Here is a 16826-nt window from a genome sequence, read left to right on the forward strand (position 1 = left end):
TCTAAAGAGATGGTGACTTCTTTTTTTGGATTATTTTTTTTGCATACAGCTTTTCTATTTCTACATACAACTGTTCCAATTGAATATAGGAATGATAATGATTGGGTTGCTCTGTAATAAATGAGTAACGTTCTATAAAGTTAATTGGTTTGATCTGTAGCTCATCAACCTTATCCTTCATATTCTTTAACCCTGGCACAGGTTGTCCATTTAACCAATATAAAATCGATAATAAATGAGCTGCAAAGCGAATCATTGGTTCTCTTGCTTCTTTTCGCTTTCGATTCCGAAAAAGTATAGAAATATCCTCTTTCTTCACTTTCCATACATTCAAGACTGCTGGAATCGTTTTTTCGATTTTGCTCCATGGTTCATAACGCTTTTCTATATCAAATAAAAAATAAATACTTTCTAGCAATTTTTCAAAAGATAGATCTGTATCATATGTCACTTTACTTATATTACGTCCAAAAAAAGGAGAGCATTGAAACTCATCCGGTATTTGTACAACTTGTTCCATTTTTTACTTCCCCTTCATTCTCTTCTTCCCTTCACGGCACACTTCTAGTAACCGACATTCTTCACATTGCGGCCGCTGCGCTTTACAATGATAACGTCCGAAGAAAATCATACGGTGATGTGTAACTCCCCACTCCTCTTCCGGTACTTTCCTCATTAACGTTTTTTCTACTTCTAGGACTGAATCTTTCCAACGGCAAATAGCCAAGCGCTTACTTACTCGTTCTACATGTGTATCCACAGCGATAGCTGGGATACCAAATGCTACAGAAACAACTACATTTGCAGTTTTTCTACCGACTCCTGGTAGTTTTGTTAGTTCATCACGATCTTGTGGTACTTCCCCATTATAATCCTCAAGTAACATCCGGCATAATTTTTGAATATTTTTCGCTTTGTTTCGGTATAACCCAATTGAACGAATATCTTGTTGTAATTCTTCTAAAGACACATTTAAATAATCTTCGGGTGTCTTATATTTTTGAAATAAACTTTTCGTTACTTTATTTACAAGGACATCTGTACATTGTGCAGATAACGCAACTGCAATTACAAGTTCAAATGGATTATCATGATTTAATTCACAATGTGCTTCTGGATACATGTCTGCCATTGTATCTAGGCAATAACGAATTTGTGTCTTGTTTAACATACTTTTCCTCCTATATTACTGCTCAAGCCAATTATAAAAGGGCACTTTCCCTGTATATTTTGTCTCTTGTTTTGTTACTTGCTGCGGGCGTTGTTGATTTGCTCTAAATTTACGTCCTTGATCTTGCGCTTGATCAACCGTCTTAATTCCATTCTTTTTCCACTCAAAGAGAATCCGATCAATATATCGAAAATTAAGTTTTCCACTCATTACTGATTCTCGAAGAGCTGCTTGAATTAAATTTGGATGATGTTGATCCTGATCTTGCCACATCGCTAATGTCTCACATTCAAAAGGCGATAATGGTCTACCAAATTCCCGTTCAAAGATTGTATATAAGTTTACTTGAAGTTGTTTTTGTTCTTCTTTTTCTTCCTCTATTGTTTCATTCATTAAAAAATACAAGATTTTTTCCCAAAGTGGCTGTAATGAATAACTTTCACACATCATCGCTTCAGATTTTTGACTACCTTCTAATGCTAAAAAACCTTTTTGAATTAACACTTGAATGATTTCCATACATTTCATTTCCGTTATTGTCATTCGTTCTGCAATCTCTGAAGGGGTTGGAAAAGAATTACCCGACTCTAAGAAGGTATGCACATGGAGTACAACCATAAATTCCATCTCATTTAAACCTAATTTTTTATAATGCATCATAAGCAATTTTGGAATCGCGATGCTGCCTTGTTCAAACCATTGTAACATCATTTTTTTCTTCATGACCATACACCTCGCTTTCTAGTATAACACACCTACTGTGATTTCCTTTTACCACAATTCGTCAAAAAACCTCCCTATAGATAGGGAGGTCATCTTCATTTATTCAAAGTAATCTATACAGGAAAAAATTTAAGCCTGTACTTTACTTTTCATAAACGTATTAATTCGTTCTAACGCTTTCTCTAACTGTTCAAGAGATGTTGCATAGGATAAGCGAACATTGTTTGGTGCGCCGAATCCCGTTCCTGGAACAAGAGCTACTTTCTCTTCTTCTAGCAACGCTTTTGCCCACTCATCAACTGTTTCATATCCAGCTAATGCTACAGCCTCTTTTACGTTCGGGAATAAATAAAATGCACCTTGTGGTTTAATACAAGTGAAACCAGGAATTTGAATTAATTTATCATAAATAATGTTTAATCGTTCTTCAAATGCTTGACGCATCATTTCTACAGGCTCTTGCGATCCAGCATACGCAGCAATTGCGCCATATTGAGCAATCGAAGTAGGGTTTGACGTACTATGACTTGCTAAATTCGTCATCGCTTTAATAAGCTGCTTATTTCCTGCTGCATAGCCGATACGCCATCCTGTCATAGAATGCGATTTAGACACACCATTAATAATAAGTGTTTGTTCTTTTAATGCATTAGAAAGCTGGGCAATTGAAGTATATTCCACGCCACCATAAACCAATTTCTCATAAATTTCATCAGAAACAATTAAAATGTCGTGCTCTAAACATACTTCTCCAAGCTGCTGTAATTCTTCTTTGCTGTAAATCATTCCTGTTGGATTGCTCGGTGAATTAATAATAACAGCTTTTGTTTTCTCTGTAATTGCTCCGCGTAGCTGCTCTGGCTTAATTTTGTACTGATTGTCTTCTAGCCCTTCTACATAAACCGGCTTACCACCAGCAAGTTTTACTTGTTCAGGATAACTTACCCAATAAGGAGTTGGGATGATAACTTCATCTCCTTCGTCAAGTAGCACTTGGAACAATGTATAAAGTGCATGCTTCGCACCATTACATACAATAATTTCAGCCCCATCATACGCTAATCCTTGATCACGAGTAAATTTCTGCGCAATTTCTTTTTTTAATGTTGCTAATCCACCAGTCGGTGTATATTTCGTATGTCCTTCTAACATTGCTTTATGTGCGGCATCCATAATATGCTCTGGTGTATTAAAGTCAGGTTCCCCTGCTCCTAATCCAATCACATCATGTCCTTCAGCTTTCAATGCTTGTGCCTTTGCTGTAATTTCTAAAGTTGAGGACGGTGTTAAGGCAGCTACTCGCTTTGCTAATTTCATTTGTGGTTCCCCCTACATCTATTTTTCAATGCTATATCGCTTCAAAAACTTACCATCTTGAAATGCAAGATAGTAGTAAGTATAACGATTTTCATCATCAATATATGTAACTTCCCATAATGGTACATTGTTTTCAGCGCCTAATTTTACTTTCAGGAATTGTTTTGGTTTTTGCTCTTTAGCAACAGTTTGCAAAGCATCTTTTTCAGAAATACCTTCGCTCTGTTTCTTTACTAAAACATCTCCTTTTTTTTCAGGTACCCAAACAATGATTTTTTCCCCTTTTTCATCTACACCCTGTACGACTGCATATGAAGATTTTCCGTTATAATATTCAACGTTTTTTACCTTTGTAAGCTTTGCTTTTTCTTTTGCAATTTCTACAACTTTTGACTCTTTCGGAATTTTCTTTTCCATTGTCGCATTATAAACATGCACCCCATACAATCCAATGGCAACGATAACGATAATGATGGCAAAGATCCACTTTTTCATTGTATCACTACGTTCTATATATCGTAAATACTGCTGTTTCTTTTTCGTTTTCGTCTAATGCCAACCCGAACATGAGGTCCTGTTCTTTTAAAGTGCGATTCAAACTATCAACAATTTTATATAAATCAGACGAATATTTAATACGCGTCGTTGATAGCACTTCGATTTTCTTCTCCATGAAAACTCCTCCGTTACACAAAAATTTCTAATTATAGAAGAACGCAATGCGGTTACAATAAGAGTACATTCTTTACAACCCCTGCTTCATCACCCATCTATTATAGCAGGACATGTTCAGCAAAAAAAGGTTTCAAACCCAAAACTGAAACATTTGTATACAAGAAGTAAGAAAAAAACAAATTTCCTCCTACCCACATTTCATGCCTGAAGTATGTCCTACTTCAGGCATATTTTTTCTTACTCACTTTTCCCTGGTACTAACAGGCCGTAATTTCACCTACCTCAAATCTATCTGAAAAGTAATAAACGCGAGGAATGAAGAAATCCCTAGTGATTAAAGTTTCACTTTATTCTTCTAAGTGATTCAATAGTTCTGCCAACGTTCCTTCATAAAGAGGGACATTGGGAATAGATTGCATAAATCTTTTTCCATAAAAAGAATTGGTTAAACGACGATCTAACACAAATACTGTTCCAGTATCCGTCATTGTACGAATTAATCGACCAAAACCTTGCTTAAAACGAAGAATTGCTTGCGGAAGTGCTAGCTTCGTAAATACATCTTCTCCGTTCTTTTTCAACCATTCACTTTTGGCTTCCATCATCGGTTGATGAGGCGGTGTAAATGGTAACCGAACAATAACTAGACAGCTTAGTGCCTCGCCAGGAATATCAATCCCTTCCCAGAAACTACTTGTTCCTAACAAAATCGCTTTATCAAACTCTTGAAATTTCCGAACTAAACGACTTCGACTACGATTATGAACACTTTGTGTTAGTAATACAAAACCTTCTAATTCATCCGCTTGTTTTAAGTTTGTATACGTTTCCTTTAACATCTCATAGGATGTAAATAAAACGAGCATTCGCCCATTTGTTGCTTTCGCAATCCTCTTAATATGATGTGATATTTCTCTTATATACACATCCTCACTTACTTGCTTAATAAGAGGAACATCTGTCGGAACCATTAGCTTTACTTGTTCCTCATAATGAAACGGCGATGGAACTGTTAATGTGTCTGGTGCAAAGTCATGTAATCCAAGTTGTTCCTGCATATAATCAAATGTATGATTGACAGTTAGCGTCGCCGAAGTAAAAATAACGCTTCGCTTTTTTGCTAAAAACTCATCCGCAAATCTTTCTCCTATATGGACAGGTTGTGCATATAGCACAGTGGAGTGGATTGTACCTTTCGTTTCTGTTTCCATCCATGTCACATATGCTGTTTTTTCTAATATAAATAACTGCAATGAGTCGACCATTTTGCGTAATAATTCAATTAGATGCAAAAATTCACCTGTAACAACATGCATCTCCCATTCGATTTTACTTTGTAATAAGTCACCCTGTTGCTCTAACGCAGTAAGTATTTTTCTCAATTCGTATACAAAGCGATTTGTTAACTCGGCTATACTTCTCCATAGCTTCCCATTCTCTTGGTCCGCCTTATATCGATAGATAAGTGGCATATTATTTGCCCCTTGTTCTTGCTTTGTTTGTTGGAATATAAATGTACGTAACATTTGAAATAATTCATCGGCATCAAATTTAATTTCCTTCAGCCTATGACTCACCATTCGAAAGGTTGAGCGTGACGAATGATGAGACTTTTTCATCATTTCATACACCTTTGATAGCACATCATCCGTTTCTAACGTACCAAATCGCGATAAAATCAATTGGAAGTACATACATGAAAATTGCTCTCCAAGTGTCCTAGTTGCTGTTTCTTCGATATGATGAGCCTCGTCAAAAATAACATATTCACAAGATGCCAAAAGTGGATCTTCACTAATAAAATCTTGAAATAGTAACGCATGATTTGTAATAACAATATCTGCAAATAACGCTTTATTTTTTGCTCGTTGATAAAAGCAGCGACTAAACCAGTTACTTTGCATAGCACCTGGGCTATACGTATCACTACAAATACGATCCCACAGTAACTTACCGCCTTCTGGAATATTCAGCTCGTCACGATCACCAGTCTCCGTTTGCAGTAACCATATTAAAATTTTTGCTTTCGTAAGCGCAGCATCATAATTCTTCTCCTCTTCTTGCAATGCATATTCAAATTTATGTAGGCAAAGGTAGTGTTTTCTTCCTTTTAAGAGGGAAACTTCGAATGGAAATGGCAATATACTTTGCAATAAAGGAATTTCGTTTTCAATCATTTGTTGTTGCAGCTGTACGGTTTGCGTACTAATCACAACCGTCTCTTCTTTTTTCTTTGCAAAATAAATACTTGGAAGCAAATAAGCCAGCGTCTTTCCTGTACCTGTTCCTGCTTCAATTAATGAAAAACGCGAATCTCTTAACGCTGTATATATTTCCTTCATCATTTGCTGCTGACTTTCTCTTTTTTCAAAAGTTGGCATCTTCAGCTCAAGTTGCTCCATTGATTTATGTAAAAAAGCATCAAATTTAGATGTACTATCATCACCAATTGCTAATGAATAATTTCGCTTTCGAAGCGCAATATTTCGATATACTTCATATTCCTTTTCCTCTGCTGTACCAAGTATCACTTTATTTAAAATATTTTCTGAAATGATATTCGCTATGTCGCTTTGGAATACATCGCTTAGCTCATATAAAGATTGTAATGTGACAAGTGGTAGTTTTTCTAATTGATTTAGAAATTGTAAAAATAATTCTGCTGTTACAAGAGCATCGCTATCCGCACGATGCGGTTGATCATGTTCCAATTCATGTTTTTTTGCTAAATCACGCAATTTATAGCTATCAGCTGTCGGCAATAAAATTTGTGCCAATTCAACCGTATCAATTTTTGGGCAGTTTACTTCTCCATATCCAGCCTGTTTTAATTCTTCTTTCAAAAAATTCCAATCAAAGTGAACGTTATGTGCAACAAAATAAGCACCATGTAATAGTTCGGCTACCATCGGCGCTACATCGCAAAATAGCGGGGCTTGTTTCACGAGATCTTCATCAATCCCTGTTAATTCTGTAATAAATGGGGGAATCTCTCTCTTCGGGTTAACAAAAGACGAAAAAATTTCCAATATCTCTCCGTCTTCTACTACAACAGCTGCAATTTGTGTAATTTTGTCCTTCCCATCTTTCCAGGAGTTCCCTGTCGTCTCTAGATCGACAACGACATAACGCTTACTCATATGTAACACCTCAATTTCTTACCCTTTCAAACAACAAAAATTCATATATTGTTACTATACCACGTTTTATATCATCTTAATGAAAAGATGTACAAAAAATAAAAGAGCCTGGTGTTGGAAAAAAGGCCCCTTTCTATTCATTCAAGTATATAATTACAAAGGAATCTTTAATTTGTTCCTGTAAACGATAAAACGTATGTATCTAGTAGTTTATACTATCAATCAGTTTATTTACACTGTTAATTTATTCACTAGAACCCTGTCATTTACCTATAGATTTTTCGTTGATTAATTTACCTAACAATTTCTCGATAATATTTACCCCCTATTAATTCATTCTACAGATTGGACAAGCTTCCTTCTACGGGGTTTTACGTGCTATTATTCCCAATTATCTATTTGCCACGCCTCTATAAATTTTGAGAAAGATGCCTTACTGCTCGTGATAGCAAGATAAAGTGAAAAGCTATCTCATATGAGATAGCTTTCATTTTATAAAATCGTACCGGCTTTTTCAGCACCTAACATTTCAATAATTTGATTGTTATCATCTAACACCGCAATTTTTGGTATTTGTTTATATACTTCTTCTCCCGCTACGAGACCGTAACAAATAATAATAACTTTGTCTCCAGGTTGTACAAGCCTTGCAGCTGCACCATTTAAACAAACAACACCACTGCCACGTTCCCCTTTGATTACATACGTCTCTAAGCGAGCTCCATTATTATTATTTACAATTTGTACTTTTTCATTTTCTACAATCTCCACTGCGTCCATTAAATCTTCATCAATTGTAATACTACCTACATAATTTAAATTTGCTTCTGTTACAGTCGCGCGGTGTAACTTTGCTCTCATCATTGTGCGAAACATAGATGACTCCTCCTTATTTAACCGTTAATGTAATATTGTCAATTAAACGTGCATGATCAAATTTCACTGCAATTGCAAGAATAATACGTCCCTCAATTGTTTCAATTTCTTTTAAAGTTGGATACGCATATAAATCTGCATAATCAACAACGCCCTGTGTATTTTCCTCGATATATTTTTTCACAAGACTTGTAATCATTTGCGGATTACGCTCTCCAGCTTCAATTTGTTCCTTCGCTATACATAAGCTACGATATAAATGAGGAGCCTCTGCGCGTTCTCTTTCTGATAAATACACATTTCGAGAGCTTCGTGCTAATCCATCCTCTTCTCTTACAATGTCAACAGGCACTATTGTAACCGGAATATTAAAGTCATTTATAAATCCTTCAATAACTGCAACTTGTTGTGCATCTTTCATACCAAAGTAGGCACGAGTTGGCATTGTAATATTGAATAACTTCATCAAAACAGTGGCAACACCAGCAAAATGAACGGGTCGTTGTTTGCCGCATAATACATCTGTACGCTTGACAACCTCAACTTTTGTTGTCTGTTCTGCCGGATACATTTCTTCTACACTCGGATAAAATAAGTAGTCAACACCGGCCTCTTTTGCCACTCTTTCATCTCTATCAATATCCCTTGGGTAACGATCTAAATCTTCATTTGGTCCAAACTGTAATGGATTTACAAATACACTTAAAATAACAACTTCATTTTCTTTTCTCGCTTGTCGCAATAAAGTTGCATGCCCTTCATGTAAATACCCCATTGTTGGAACAAAGCCAATTTCTTTCCCACTTGCGCGGATTTCACTCGCAATTTGTTGCATGTCTTGTACTGTTGTTATAATTTTCATCACTGTTTGCCCCCGTATAATGCTACATACTCTTCCTCTTTCATTGTGAATGAATGTTGCTCTTCCGGAAATCGCCCTGTTTTTACTTCAGCAACATATTGCGCGATCGCACGTACAATTTCTTCTTGAACCGAGGTATATTGCTTCACAAATTTTGGAACTCTGCTTACTCCATACGAGATTAAATCATGATAGACAAGTACTTGACCATCCACATCTTTTCCTGCACCAATTCCAATTGTAGGCACTGTTAGCTCATCTGATACCATCTTTGCTAACTGCATTGGTACACACTCTAACACAATTGCTATCGCTCCAGCTTCTTCACACTTCTTCGCATCTTCCAATAATTTCTTTGCACTTTCAGCATCTTTCCCTTGCACTTTATATCCACCTAATACCCCAACAGATTGAGGTGTCAAACCAAGATGTGCCACAACAGGAATTCCTGCATTCGTTAAATAGTGAATAATTGATACCACTTCACCTGCGCCTTCCACTTTCACTGCATGTGCTCCACTTTCTTGTACAATACGGCGCGCATTATGCATCGTCTCTGACAGTGATACATGATAAGACATAAACGGCATATCTGTTACAACAAAAGTCTCTTTCGCACCGCGGCGAACTGCTTTCGTATGATGTATCATATCCTCTACTGTTACAGGAACTGTGGAATCATATCCAAGGACCACCATTCCAAGAGAATCCCCAACTAAAATCATATCGACTTCAGCTTCTTCCGCTAACTTAGCAGATGGATAATCATACGCTGTAAGCATCGTAATCGGCTCACCTTTCTCTTTCATTTTCAAAAAATCTGTTTTCGTTTTCAAAAATTACTCCTCCTTTATTCAGGAGAGAGGAGATGGCCGAAATCATATAAAAAACCCCTCTGGCCATAAAAGGGCAGAAGGGTTGTGTTAGTCGGCAAAATTCATCCCTCTGTCCCAGTCCGTTATTGGATCAAGGCAGAATCCAAATTATTTTTCTTCATTGCTTAAAATAATGGTGCAGTTCATCCAGATACTGCCCATATTCGAACTAATTATAGCAAACTAAGAAATGAAATTGCTACATTTTTTCGAAAAAATAATTTTCTATCCTATTACAGTATGTGAAATTTTAAAAATAAAAACGAATATAACACTAATAACTCTATTTCAAGCATCATCCACTGTACAAATAAAAAGAAGCTCCCAAGTAGGAACTTCTCTTTACTTAATTTCTATATCAGCAGAATGAATATGATGGATCTGACCTTTATGGTCTTCTAACATAAGTACACCCTCTGCTGTAATTCCTTTTGCTATACCTGTAATCGTGTCTTTCATCGTTCGAGCTGTAATTTCTTTCCCAATGCTTATCGCATAACTTTCCCATAGAAGTTTAATAACTGAAAAGCCATTCTCTACATATTCTTGATACAACTTTTCCATTTGTAAAAAGATCTGTTGCATAAGTTCCGCTCGAACAATTGGTTTTCCTGATTCAATTGCTAAAGATGTTGCAATCTGCTGTATCTCCTCAGCAAAATGTTCTTGCTTCTGATTTGCATTAATTCCAATCCCTATAATCACAGCATTAATTTTATCAGGGTCAGCTTGCATCTCTGTTAAAATGCCGACAGCCTTTTTTCCTTCAATTAAAATATCATTGGGCCATTTAATCCCAACATTCACACCTGTACATTTCTCAATTGCTTGCGCTATACTGACAGCCGCTAATAATGTAAGCTGAGGGGCATGGTGAACAGGAATAGCTGGACGTAAAATAATACTCATCCAAATTCCAGTTCCTTTCGGTGAATACCATTTCCTACTTAAACGACCGCGACCTGCTGTTTGTTCTTCTGCAACTACAATTGTTCCTTCCGCCGCCCCTTCATATGCAAGCTTTGCTGCTATATGCTGCGTAGATTCAACAGATTCCTCAAAATACACGGTTCTTCCTATAAACTCTGTTTGTAACCCTAATTGGATTTCATTTGCCGTTACTTTATCTGGCTTACTTGCAATTCGGTATCCTAAGCGGCGTACTGCTTCAAGTTCATATCCTTCGCTCCGAAGATCTTCCATGTGTTTCCAAACAGCAGTTCTCGAACAACCGAGCTTGTCGCTAATTGTTTGACCAGATACAAATTCGCCATCTGCTTCAGAAAAAACTTGTAATAATTGCTTTCTTATAGTAGATTGCATCCGTGTAGCCACTCCCTTATTTTCGCTTTCTCATTTTCTAATCGTTCTTGTAAAATTTCTTCCTCAATCTTTTGCAACACTTCTGCTACCCATGGTCCTGGTGTTTTTTCTGTCCAACCTAATAAATCATTACCGCTTACTTTCATTTCTTGACGATTATGAATGGATAGTGAATCAAATAATGACTGTACGTGATTTACAGAAGACATATCATATTTTTCTATAATGGCTTGATATACTCTTTCGGCCATTAATGCAGTACGTAAACCTGTTTTGTATAGAGAAACTGCATCCCATAAATTTATTTTTCTAGAGCGGATTGCTAATATAACAGCAACAATATCTTTTATTTTTTTATTTGAAAATTTCCATTGACGCAAAAACACAGATGGATGTTCTTCACCGATGCAATATAGGAAAAATGCCCATGCCTCGATATCAGTTTCAAAAGAACCCCAGTTATATTGCGCGGCTTTTAAAATTCTTTCTTCTGACATTTGTAAATATGGTAAGTGCGTAAATAGTTTCGTTTCTACTAGTTGTTGAAGCCCCTTTACACAATATATACCTGTTAATAGCTTTTCAAACTCAACTGTAATTCTTTCAATCGCTATATGTTCCAGTAAATGCCCATACTTTTCAATCGCACGCTTCGTTTGTTCCTCTAAAGAGAATCCTAAAGTACTAACAAAGCGAATACCACGCATCATACGTAGTGCATCTTCTTGAAATCGATGTGCAGCATTTCCTACTGTTACAATTTCTTGTTTACGAATTGCATCTTGCCCCGCAAACAAATCAATAATGTCTCCCACTTCATTCATAGCAATCGCATTCATAGTAAAGTCTCGCCGCTTTAAATCTTCTTTTAATGAACGAACAAACTGAACACTACTTGGTCTGCGAAAATCTTCATAATCACCCTCTGTTCGAAATGTTGTCACTTCATACGGAACGCCTTCTTGGACAACAATAACCGTACCGTGTTCAAGACCAACCGGGACATGCCTTGGGAATAAATGCATCACTTCTTCTGGAAGGGCTGATGTTGCGATATCAATATCACCAATTGGTCTATTGATAATAAAATCACGCACACTTCCTCCAACAAAATATGCTTCATGCCCATGTTGTTTCAATGTCTCAATAATTGCTCCTGCTTGTTTAAATCGTTTCATTTTTGTCATCCCTTAGTATGTCATAATAAATCGCCTCATATTGTGAAACGATATTTTCTGAACGAAATTGCTCATATACTGCTTCCATCGCTTGCTCTGCCATATTTCGATGAAGCTCTTTATTCTTAAGCAGTTGTATCGCTTGTTTTGCTATCCCTAGCGTATCACCAACTTCGCAAATATATCCTGTTTCACCATGTTTAATAACTTCTGGAATGCCCCCAACCCGTGTTCCAATGCATGGCACACCACAAGCCATTGCTTCTAGTAAAACAAGACCAAAACTTTCTTTTTCTGATAAAAGTAACATTAAGTCACTCATGGCAAGAAGCTCTGCAACATTATCTTGTTTTCCTAAAAACAAAACATGTTCTTCAATATGTAAGCTTTTCACCAACTGTAAAATTGTACAAAATTCTGGTCCATCACCAACAAGTAATAATTTCGCACCCACTTCTTTTACAATTTTAGCAAATGACTGGACAACATCTTGTACACGCTTGACCTTGCGAAAATTCGAAATATGAATTAATACCTTTTCATCTTCACGTATGCCATACTCTTTTTTTAGTTGGGACATATCTCTCTTAAAATAGACACGCTCATCAATAAAATTATATACAGTCTGAATTTCTTTATTTGGTTTTACAAGCTCATTCGTTTCTCGAATTAATGAGTGCGATACAGCTGTAACAACATCAGATTGCTCAATACCAAACCGTATTAAATTATTTAGTGAAGGATCTGAACCAAGTACAGTGATATCCGTTCCATGTAACGTCGTAACGATTTTAATATCGTCTCCAATCATTTGCTTCGCTAAGTATGCACAAATTGCATGCGGTATCGCATAGTGCACATGTAAAATATCCAAGTTTTCTCTCTGTGCAACCTCTGCCATTTTACTTGCTAATGCTAAATCGTAAGGTGGATATTGAAAAACAGAATACTGATTTACCGTTACTTCATGAAAATAAATGTTTGGATATACTTTATTTAAGCGGAATGGAACTCCAGAGGTAATGAAGTGAATTTCATGTCCTCGTTCAGCTAATTGCTTTCCAAGTTCCGTTCCCACAACTCCAGAACCACCTACAGAAGGATAACATGTAATACCTATTTTCAATTTCATTTACATCCCCCTATTAAATCAGCATGTAATAAAACTGGCTTCTTACTCATAAATCCTTCAGCATACATAACCCCAACTTCTTTTCCAAACATTTTCTCACGAGCGATTACTGTTTCAACATATCCTTCTGTTAATGGCGTCTTCACACCATCACTTCCAGTTGTAAACTGACTTTCATACGCTTCTAACGCTGCTACTTTTTCAGAAAGCTGTTCACTAATATCTATACAGAAATTCGGTTTATGAAAACCATTAATCATATAATAATAAAAAGATTGCGTGCGGTGTGGCGGAAATTCCGGCATATATTTACGAATACCCGCTGAAAATATCGCTTCTTCTACAAGTTTTGCACAATTTGCATGATCTGGGTGACGATCCTCATAATAGGGTGCAAAAATTAGCGCCGGCTTATATGTACGAATAATCTTTACGATCTCACGAATATATTCTTCCTTCATATACAAACCACGGTCCGGCATCGCTAAATTAATTCGCTTTTCAACTCCCATAATGCGAGCAGCTTCCTGCGCTTCTTCTTTTCTTAATTCTACCGTTCCATTTGAAGATAGATCAGCTTCTGTTAAATCACAGATGCCGACTTTATATCCTTGTTTCGTATATTTGGCAATGGTGCCTGCCATGCCGATTTCAACATCATCGGCATGGGCACCAAACGCTAATATATGTAATCCACTCATAGTTGTTCCCCTCATTTTCTTAACTTTCGGTAGTCTAAATCTCCCCGATTTAATGCATGCATTAACATTTCTGCACTTGCCATGTTCGTTGCAAGCGGAATCGCATACACATCACATAAACGAAGCAATGCATTTACATCTGGTTCATGTGGTTGTGCCGTTAGCGGATCCCGGAAAAAAATTACCATGTCTAAATCATTTTTGGCAATCATTGCACCAATCTCTTGGTCACCGCCAAGAGGACCAGATTGATATCTTGTAACTGCTAAACCAGTCGCTTCCATAATACGAAGACCTGTTGTTCCTGTTGCGAAAAGTTCATGTTGTTCAAAAATTGGTTTATATGCGTATGCAAACGAAACCATATCATCTTTCTTTTTGTCATGTGCAATTAAGGCAATTTTCATCCGTTGTCTCTCCCCTTAGTCAATGATATTCTCTAAACCGTATACAAGATGATCAAGGTTCATTACTGTCTCAATAGATAATTTTACTCCAGACATAAATGACGCTCGGTTAAATGAGTCATGACGAACTGTTAGCATCTGTCCATCTCCACCGAACAATACTTCTTGATGTGCAATAAGCCCTGGTAAACGCACGCTATGAATATGAATACCATCCACATTCGCACCACGTGCTCCTTTTAATTGTTCCGTTTCATTTGGATGACCTTGTTGTTTTGGTTCACGGCTTTGACGAATTAAATCTACCGTTTTGACAGCTGTACCTGATGGTGCATCTAATTTTTGATCGTGATGTAATTCAATCACTTCAACATCTTGGAAATATTTTGCTGCCATTTGAGAAAACTTCATCATAAGTACTGCACCGATTGCAAAGTTTGGAGCAATAATGGTACCAACTTGTTTTTCTTTTGCAGTGTTTGTTAAATGCTGAAGTTCTTCTTCTGTAAACCCTGTCGTACCGATAACAGAACGAAGACCATGTTTAACAGCAAGTGTAACGTGTTTTTTTCCTATTTCTGGCGTTGTTAAATCTAGTAATACATCTGCTTCTACTTCATTTAAACAAGTATGTAAATCCGCATAGATTGGTGCATCTAATGCAGGCATTCCAGCAAGATTGGAAATTTTTTCACCACCGTGCTTATAATCAACTGCTGCTACTAATTGAAAATGTGGTGTTCTTTCCATAAGAAGGACTGCCTCCTGCCCCATACGTCCTCTTGGCCCTGCAATAATTACTTTAATATTTTCCATTATTCTTTCTCTCCCTCGTCAATACGTGTCCAGCGATCTTTATCACGTGTATTAAATTTATTCATCACAGTGTTATGTGCTGTTTCTAAATCAATATGTAAGCTATTTGCCATACAGATCATAACAAATAATACATCTCCAAGCTCTTCTTCAATTGTTCGTTCTTTTTCAGTGATTTTCTTCGGTTTCTCACCATAATAGTGATTCACTTCTCTTGCAAGTTCACCCATCTCTTCTGTCAAACGAGCCATCATTGCAAGTGGACTAAAATAACCTTCTTTAAATTGACTAATATATGCATCTACTTCTTTCTGCATATCTTTCATCGTTTTTTGTTCCATGTTGTTCACCTCTAATCCTTCCTCTTTCATGTTAGCCAATTCATCGCGATTTGACAAATATTATTCCACTTCCATCCCTATTTGCCACGTTTTTTTGGATAGACTATAATAAAGTGAAACTTTCTTTTACGGTGGTTTTTCGCAAAAGATTAGCCCTAACCAATCGGGCTCTTACGGCTGGTCTGTTCTTTCTTCTTGATTTATCTCCTATCAGCCGTTTAAGCGGGATAAAGTGAAATTTTCTTTTGCAAACGTTCTTCCTGTAAAAAGTTACTTCTCATCAATACACCCATACAAGTGACTTACTGTTCTGATTTTGTTTCTTCGTCATGTACTATTTCAGCGGAGCGAAGTAACAATTACATATTAGGGGGCTTGCTACATGAAAACCAATTTAAGGATTCAAAACATTATATTTATTTTGATTGGTTCTGCTATCTTCTCTTTTGGTATCGTTAATATTAATATTGAAAACCACTTGGCAGAAGGTGGATTTACAGGTATTACGCTATTATTATATTTTCTATTTTCATTCGATCCCTCTTATACAAACTTAATCTTAAACATCCCTCTCTTTTTCGTCGGTTGGAAATTGCTTGGGCGAACAACTTTCCTGTACACATTAATTGGAACGTTTAGCGTCTCCTTATTTCTATGGATTTTCCAGCGTTACGAATCACTAAATCTACATTTGAACTTACAAAACGATATGACATTAGCAGCGTTGTTCGCTGGAGCATTTATCGGGATTGGACTCGGAATTATATTCAAGTATGGAGGAACAACTGGTGGTGTCGATATTATCGCACGACTAGCACATAAGTATATTGGCTGGAGTATGGGAAAAACAATGTTTATGTTTGATGCTGTTGTCATCGTCGTTTCAATTCTTACATACTTATCGTATCGCGAAGGCATGTATACGTTAGTCGCTGTCTTTATTGGTGCAAAAGTAATTGATTTCATGCAAGAGGGAGCATATGCAGCAAAAGGCGCAACCATTATTTCTGACAAGAATGACGAAATCGCAGCCAAAATTTTATCCGAAATGGAGCGCGGAGCTACCTTTTTAAAAGCAGTTGGTTCCTATACAAAAATTGAACGAAATGTACTTTATTGTGTTGTAGCAAAAAATGAAATTGTAAAACTTAAAAATATTATTACTTCTGTAGATCCCCATGCATTTGTTGCAGTAAGTGATGTTCATGATGTCGTTGGCGAAGGATTTACGTTAGATGAGAATAAAAAACCATTACATGATTAAACCTGTAACCTTTTCAAACATATAA

The 16826-nt window shown here is 36.6% G+C and carries 18 protein-coding genes; 1 reads left to right on the forward strand and 17 read right to left on the reverse strand.

Translation table 11 applies throughout. From position 1 onward, the window contains the following. Position 1: 1 nt before the first annotated feature. From AC1M36_RS14050 to AC1M36_RS14130, 17 genes are all read right to left on the reverse strand, one after another. Positions 2-520, reverse strand: a complete 519-nt coding sequence (locus AC1M36_RS14050; RefSeq protein WP_336451799.1) for a YpoC family protein — start codon at positions 518-520, stop codon at positions 2-4. A 3-nt stretch (positions 521-523) separates the two neighbouring features. Next, entirely contained in the window at positions 524-1171 is a 648-nt protein-coding gene (gene nth, locus AC1M36_RS14055) for an endonuclease III (RefSeq protein ID WP_336451798.1), read from the reverse strand. Positions 1172-1186: 15 nt separating this feature from the next. After that, entirely contained in the window at positions 1187-1894 is a 708-nt protein-coding gene (gene dnaD, locus AC1M36_RS14060) for a DNA replication protein DnaD (protein ID WP_336451797.1), read from the reverse strand. Between the two features lie 129 nt (positions 1895-2023). Beyond that, positions 2024-3211, reverse strand: coding sequence for an aspartate transaminase AspB (gene aspB, locus AC1M36_RS14065; protein WP_336451796.1), 1188 nt, complete (start codon positions 3209-3211; stop codon positions 2024-2026). A gap of 18 nt (positions 3212-3229) precedes the next feature. Next, a complete protein-coding gene (locus tag AC1M36_RS14070; protein ID WP_336451795.1) occupies positions 3230-3706 on the reverse strand; it encodes a cell wall elongation regulator TseB-like domain-containing protein in 477 nt (158 codons plus the stop codon). 7 nt (positions 3707-3713) lie between these two features. After that, positions 3714-3884, reverse strand: a complete 171-nt coding sequence (locus AC1M36_RS14075; protein ID WP_000412180.1) for a YpmA family protein — start codon at positions 3882-3884, stop codon at positions 3714-3716. 349 nt (positions 3885-4233) lie between these two features. Further along, the gene (gene dinG, locus AC1M36_RS14080) at positions 4234-7026 is read right to left on the reverse strand and encodes an ATP-dependent DNA helicase DinG (RefSeq protein ID WP_336451794.1); all 2793 of its coding nucleotides are present in this window, start codon (positions 7024-7026) and stop codon (positions 4234-4236) included. A gap of 492 nt (positions 7027-7518) precedes the next feature. Then, positions 7519-7902, reverse strand: a complete 384-nt coding sequence (gene panD, locus AC1M36_RS14085; RefSeq protein WP_479845968.1) for an aspartate 1-decarboxylase — start codon at positions 7900-7902, stop codon at positions 7519-7521. Positions 7903-7915: 13 nt separating this feature from the next. After that, on the reverse strand, positions 7916-8764 hold the full coding sequence (gene panC / locus AC1M36_RS14090; protein WP_336451792.1) for a pantoate--beta-alanine ligase: 849 nt from the start codon (positions 8762-8764) through the stop codon (positions 7916-7918). Next, entirely contained in the window at positions 8764-9600 is an 837-nt protein-coding gene (gene panB, locus AC1M36_RS14095; protein ID WP_336451791.1) for a 3-methyl-2-oxobutanoate hydroxymethyltransferase, read from the reverse strand. Before panB ends, panC begins: the two co-directional genes overlap by 1 nt. Before the next feature lie 381 nt (positions 9601-9981). After that, positions 9982-10962 (reverse strand): biotin--[acetyl-CoA-carboxylase] ligase, encoded by a 981-nt coding sequence (locus AC1M36_RS14100; protein ID WP_479845969.1) that lies wholly within the window; start codon positions 10960-10962, stop codon positions 9982-9984. Then, complete coding sequence (locus AC1M36_RS14105; RefSeq protein ID WP_336451789.1) at positions 10947-12140, reverse strand: CCA tRNA nucleotidyltransferase; 1194 nt, start codon at positions 12138-12140, stop codon at positions 10947-10949. The genes AC1M36_RS14100 and AC1M36_RS14105 overlap by 16 nt, the downstream gene beginning before the upstream one ends. After that, positions 12127-13272 carry an N-acetyl-alpha-D-glucosaminyl L-malate synthase BshA gene (gene bshA, locus AC1M36_RS14110; RefSeq protein WP_336451788.1) on the reverse strand — a complete coding sequence of 382 codons (1146 nt, stop codon included), beginning with the start codon at positions 13270-13272 and terminating at the stop codon, positions 12127-12129. The genes AC1M36_RS14105 and bshA overlap by 14 nt, the downstream gene beginning before the upstream one ends. Then, positions 13269-13973: a bacillithiol biosynthesis deacetylase BshB1 gene (bshB1, locus tag AC1M36_RS14115; RefSeq protein ID WP_479845970.1), complete on the reverse strand. Its 705-nt coding sequence runs from the start codon at positions 13971-13973 to the stop codon at positions 13269-13271. Before bshB1 ends, bshA begins: the two co-directional genes overlap by 4 nt. 11 nt (positions 13974-13984) lie before the next feature. Further along, positions 13985-14380: a methylglyoxal synthase gene (gene mgsA, locus AC1M36_RS14120; protein WP_017152496.1), complete on the reverse strand. Its 396-nt coding sequence runs from the start codon at positions 14378-14380 to the stop codon at positions 13985-13987. A gap of 15 nt (positions 14381-14395) precedes the next feature. Next, on the reverse strand, positions 14396-15196 hold the full coding sequence (gene dapB / locus AC1M36_RS14125; RefSeq protein WP_336451786.1) for a 4-hydroxy-tetrahydrodipicolinate reductase: 801 nt from the start codon (positions 15194-15196) through the stop codon (positions 14396-14398). Continuing rightward, positions 15196-15537, reverse strand: coding sequence for a nucleotide pyrophosphohydrolase (locus AC1M36_RS14130; RefSeq protein ID WP_336451982.1), 342 nt, complete (start codon positions 15535-15537; stop codon positions 15196-15198). The genes dapB and AC1M36_RS14130 overlap by 1 nt, the downstream gene beginning before the upstream one ends. Positions 15538-15919: 382 nt before the next feature. Between AC1M36_RS14130 and AC1M36_RS14135 the strand changes: the two genes are divergently transcribed. After that, the gene (locus AC1M36_RS14135) at positions 15920-16801 is read left to right on the forward strand and encodes a YitT family protein (protein ID WP_336451785.1); all 882 of its coding nucleotides are present in this window, start codon (positions 15920-15922) and stop codon (positions 16799-16801) included. Positions 16802-16826: the final 25 nt, after the last annotated feature.

It is taken from the genome of Bacillus sp. Medicinal_06, from assembly GCF_056711665.1.

What these genes read in the sequence shown, in the direction of transcription:
- AC1M36_RS14050 (WP_336451799.1), bottom strand. Translation starts at nt 520, where the DNA reads ATGGAACAAGTTGTACAAATACCGGATGAGTTTCAATGCTCTCCTTTT.
- nth (WP_336451798.1), bottom strand. Translation starts at nt 1,171, where the DNA reads ATGTTAAACAAGACACAAATTCGTTATTGCCTAGATACAATGGCAGAC.
- dnaD (WP_336451797.1), bottom strand. Translation starts at nt 1,894, where the DNA reads ATGAAGAAAAAAATGATGTTACAATGGTTTGAACAAGGCAGCATCGCG.
- aspB (WP_336451796.1), bottom strand. Translation starts at nt 3,211, where the DNA reads ATGAAATTAGCAAAGCGAGTAGCTGCCTTAACACCGTCCTCAACTTTA.
- AC1M36_RS14070 (WP_336451795.1), bottom strand. Translation starts at nt 3,706, where the DNA reads ATGAAAAAGTGGATCTTTGCCATCATTATCGTTATCGTTGCCATTGGA.
- AC1M36_RS14075 (WP_000412180.1), bottom strand. Translation starts at nt 3,884, where the DNA reads ATGGAGAAGAAAATCGAAGTGCTATCAACGACGCGTATTAAATATTCG.
- dinG (WP_336451794.1), bottom strand. Translation starts at nt 7,026, where the DNA reads ATGAGTAAGCGTTATGTCGTTGTCGATCTAGAGACGACAGGGAACTCC.
- panD (WP_479845968.1), bottom strand. Translation starts at nt 7,902, where the DNA reads ATGTTTCGCACAATGATGAGAGCAAAGTTACACCGCGCGACTGTAACA.
- panC (WP_336451792.1), bottom strand. Translation starts at nt 8,764, where the DNA reads ATGAAAATTATAACAACAGTACAAGACATGCAACAAATTGCGAGTGAA.
- AC1M36_RS14100 (WP_479845969.1), bottom strand. Translation starts at nt 10,962, where the DNA reads ATGCAATCTACTATAAGAAAGCAATTATTACAAGTTTTTTCTGAAGCA.
- AC1M36_RS14105 (WP_336451789.1), bottom strand. Translation starts at nt 12,140, where the DNA reads ATGAAACGATTTAAACAAGCAGGAGCAATTATTGAGACATTGAAACAA.
- bshA (WP_336451788.1), bottom strand. Translation starts at nt 13,272, where the DNA reads ATGAAATTGAAAATAGGTATTACATGTTATCCTTCTGTAGGTGGTTCT.
- bshB1 (WP_479845970.1), bottom strand. Translation starts at nt 13,973, where the DNA reads ATGAGTGGATTACATATATTAGCGTTTGGTGCCCATGCCGATGATGTT.
- mgsA (WP_017152496.1), bottom strand. Translation starts at nt 14,380, where the DNA reads ATGAAAATTGCCTTAATTGCACATGACAAAAAGAAAGATGATATGGTT.
- dapB (WP_336451786.1), bottom strand. Translation starts at nt 15,196, where the DNA reads ATGGAAAATATTAAAGTAATTATTGCAGGGCCAAGAGGACGTATGGGG.
- AC1M36_RS14130 (WP_336451982.1), bottom strand. Translation starts at nt 15,537, where the DNA reads ATGGAACAAAAAACGATGAAAGATATGCAGAAAGAAGTAGATGCATAT.
- AC1M36_RS14135 (WP_336451785.1), top strand. Translation starts at nt 15,920, where the DNA reads ATGAAAACCAATTTAAGGATTCAAAACATTATATTTATTTTGATTGGT.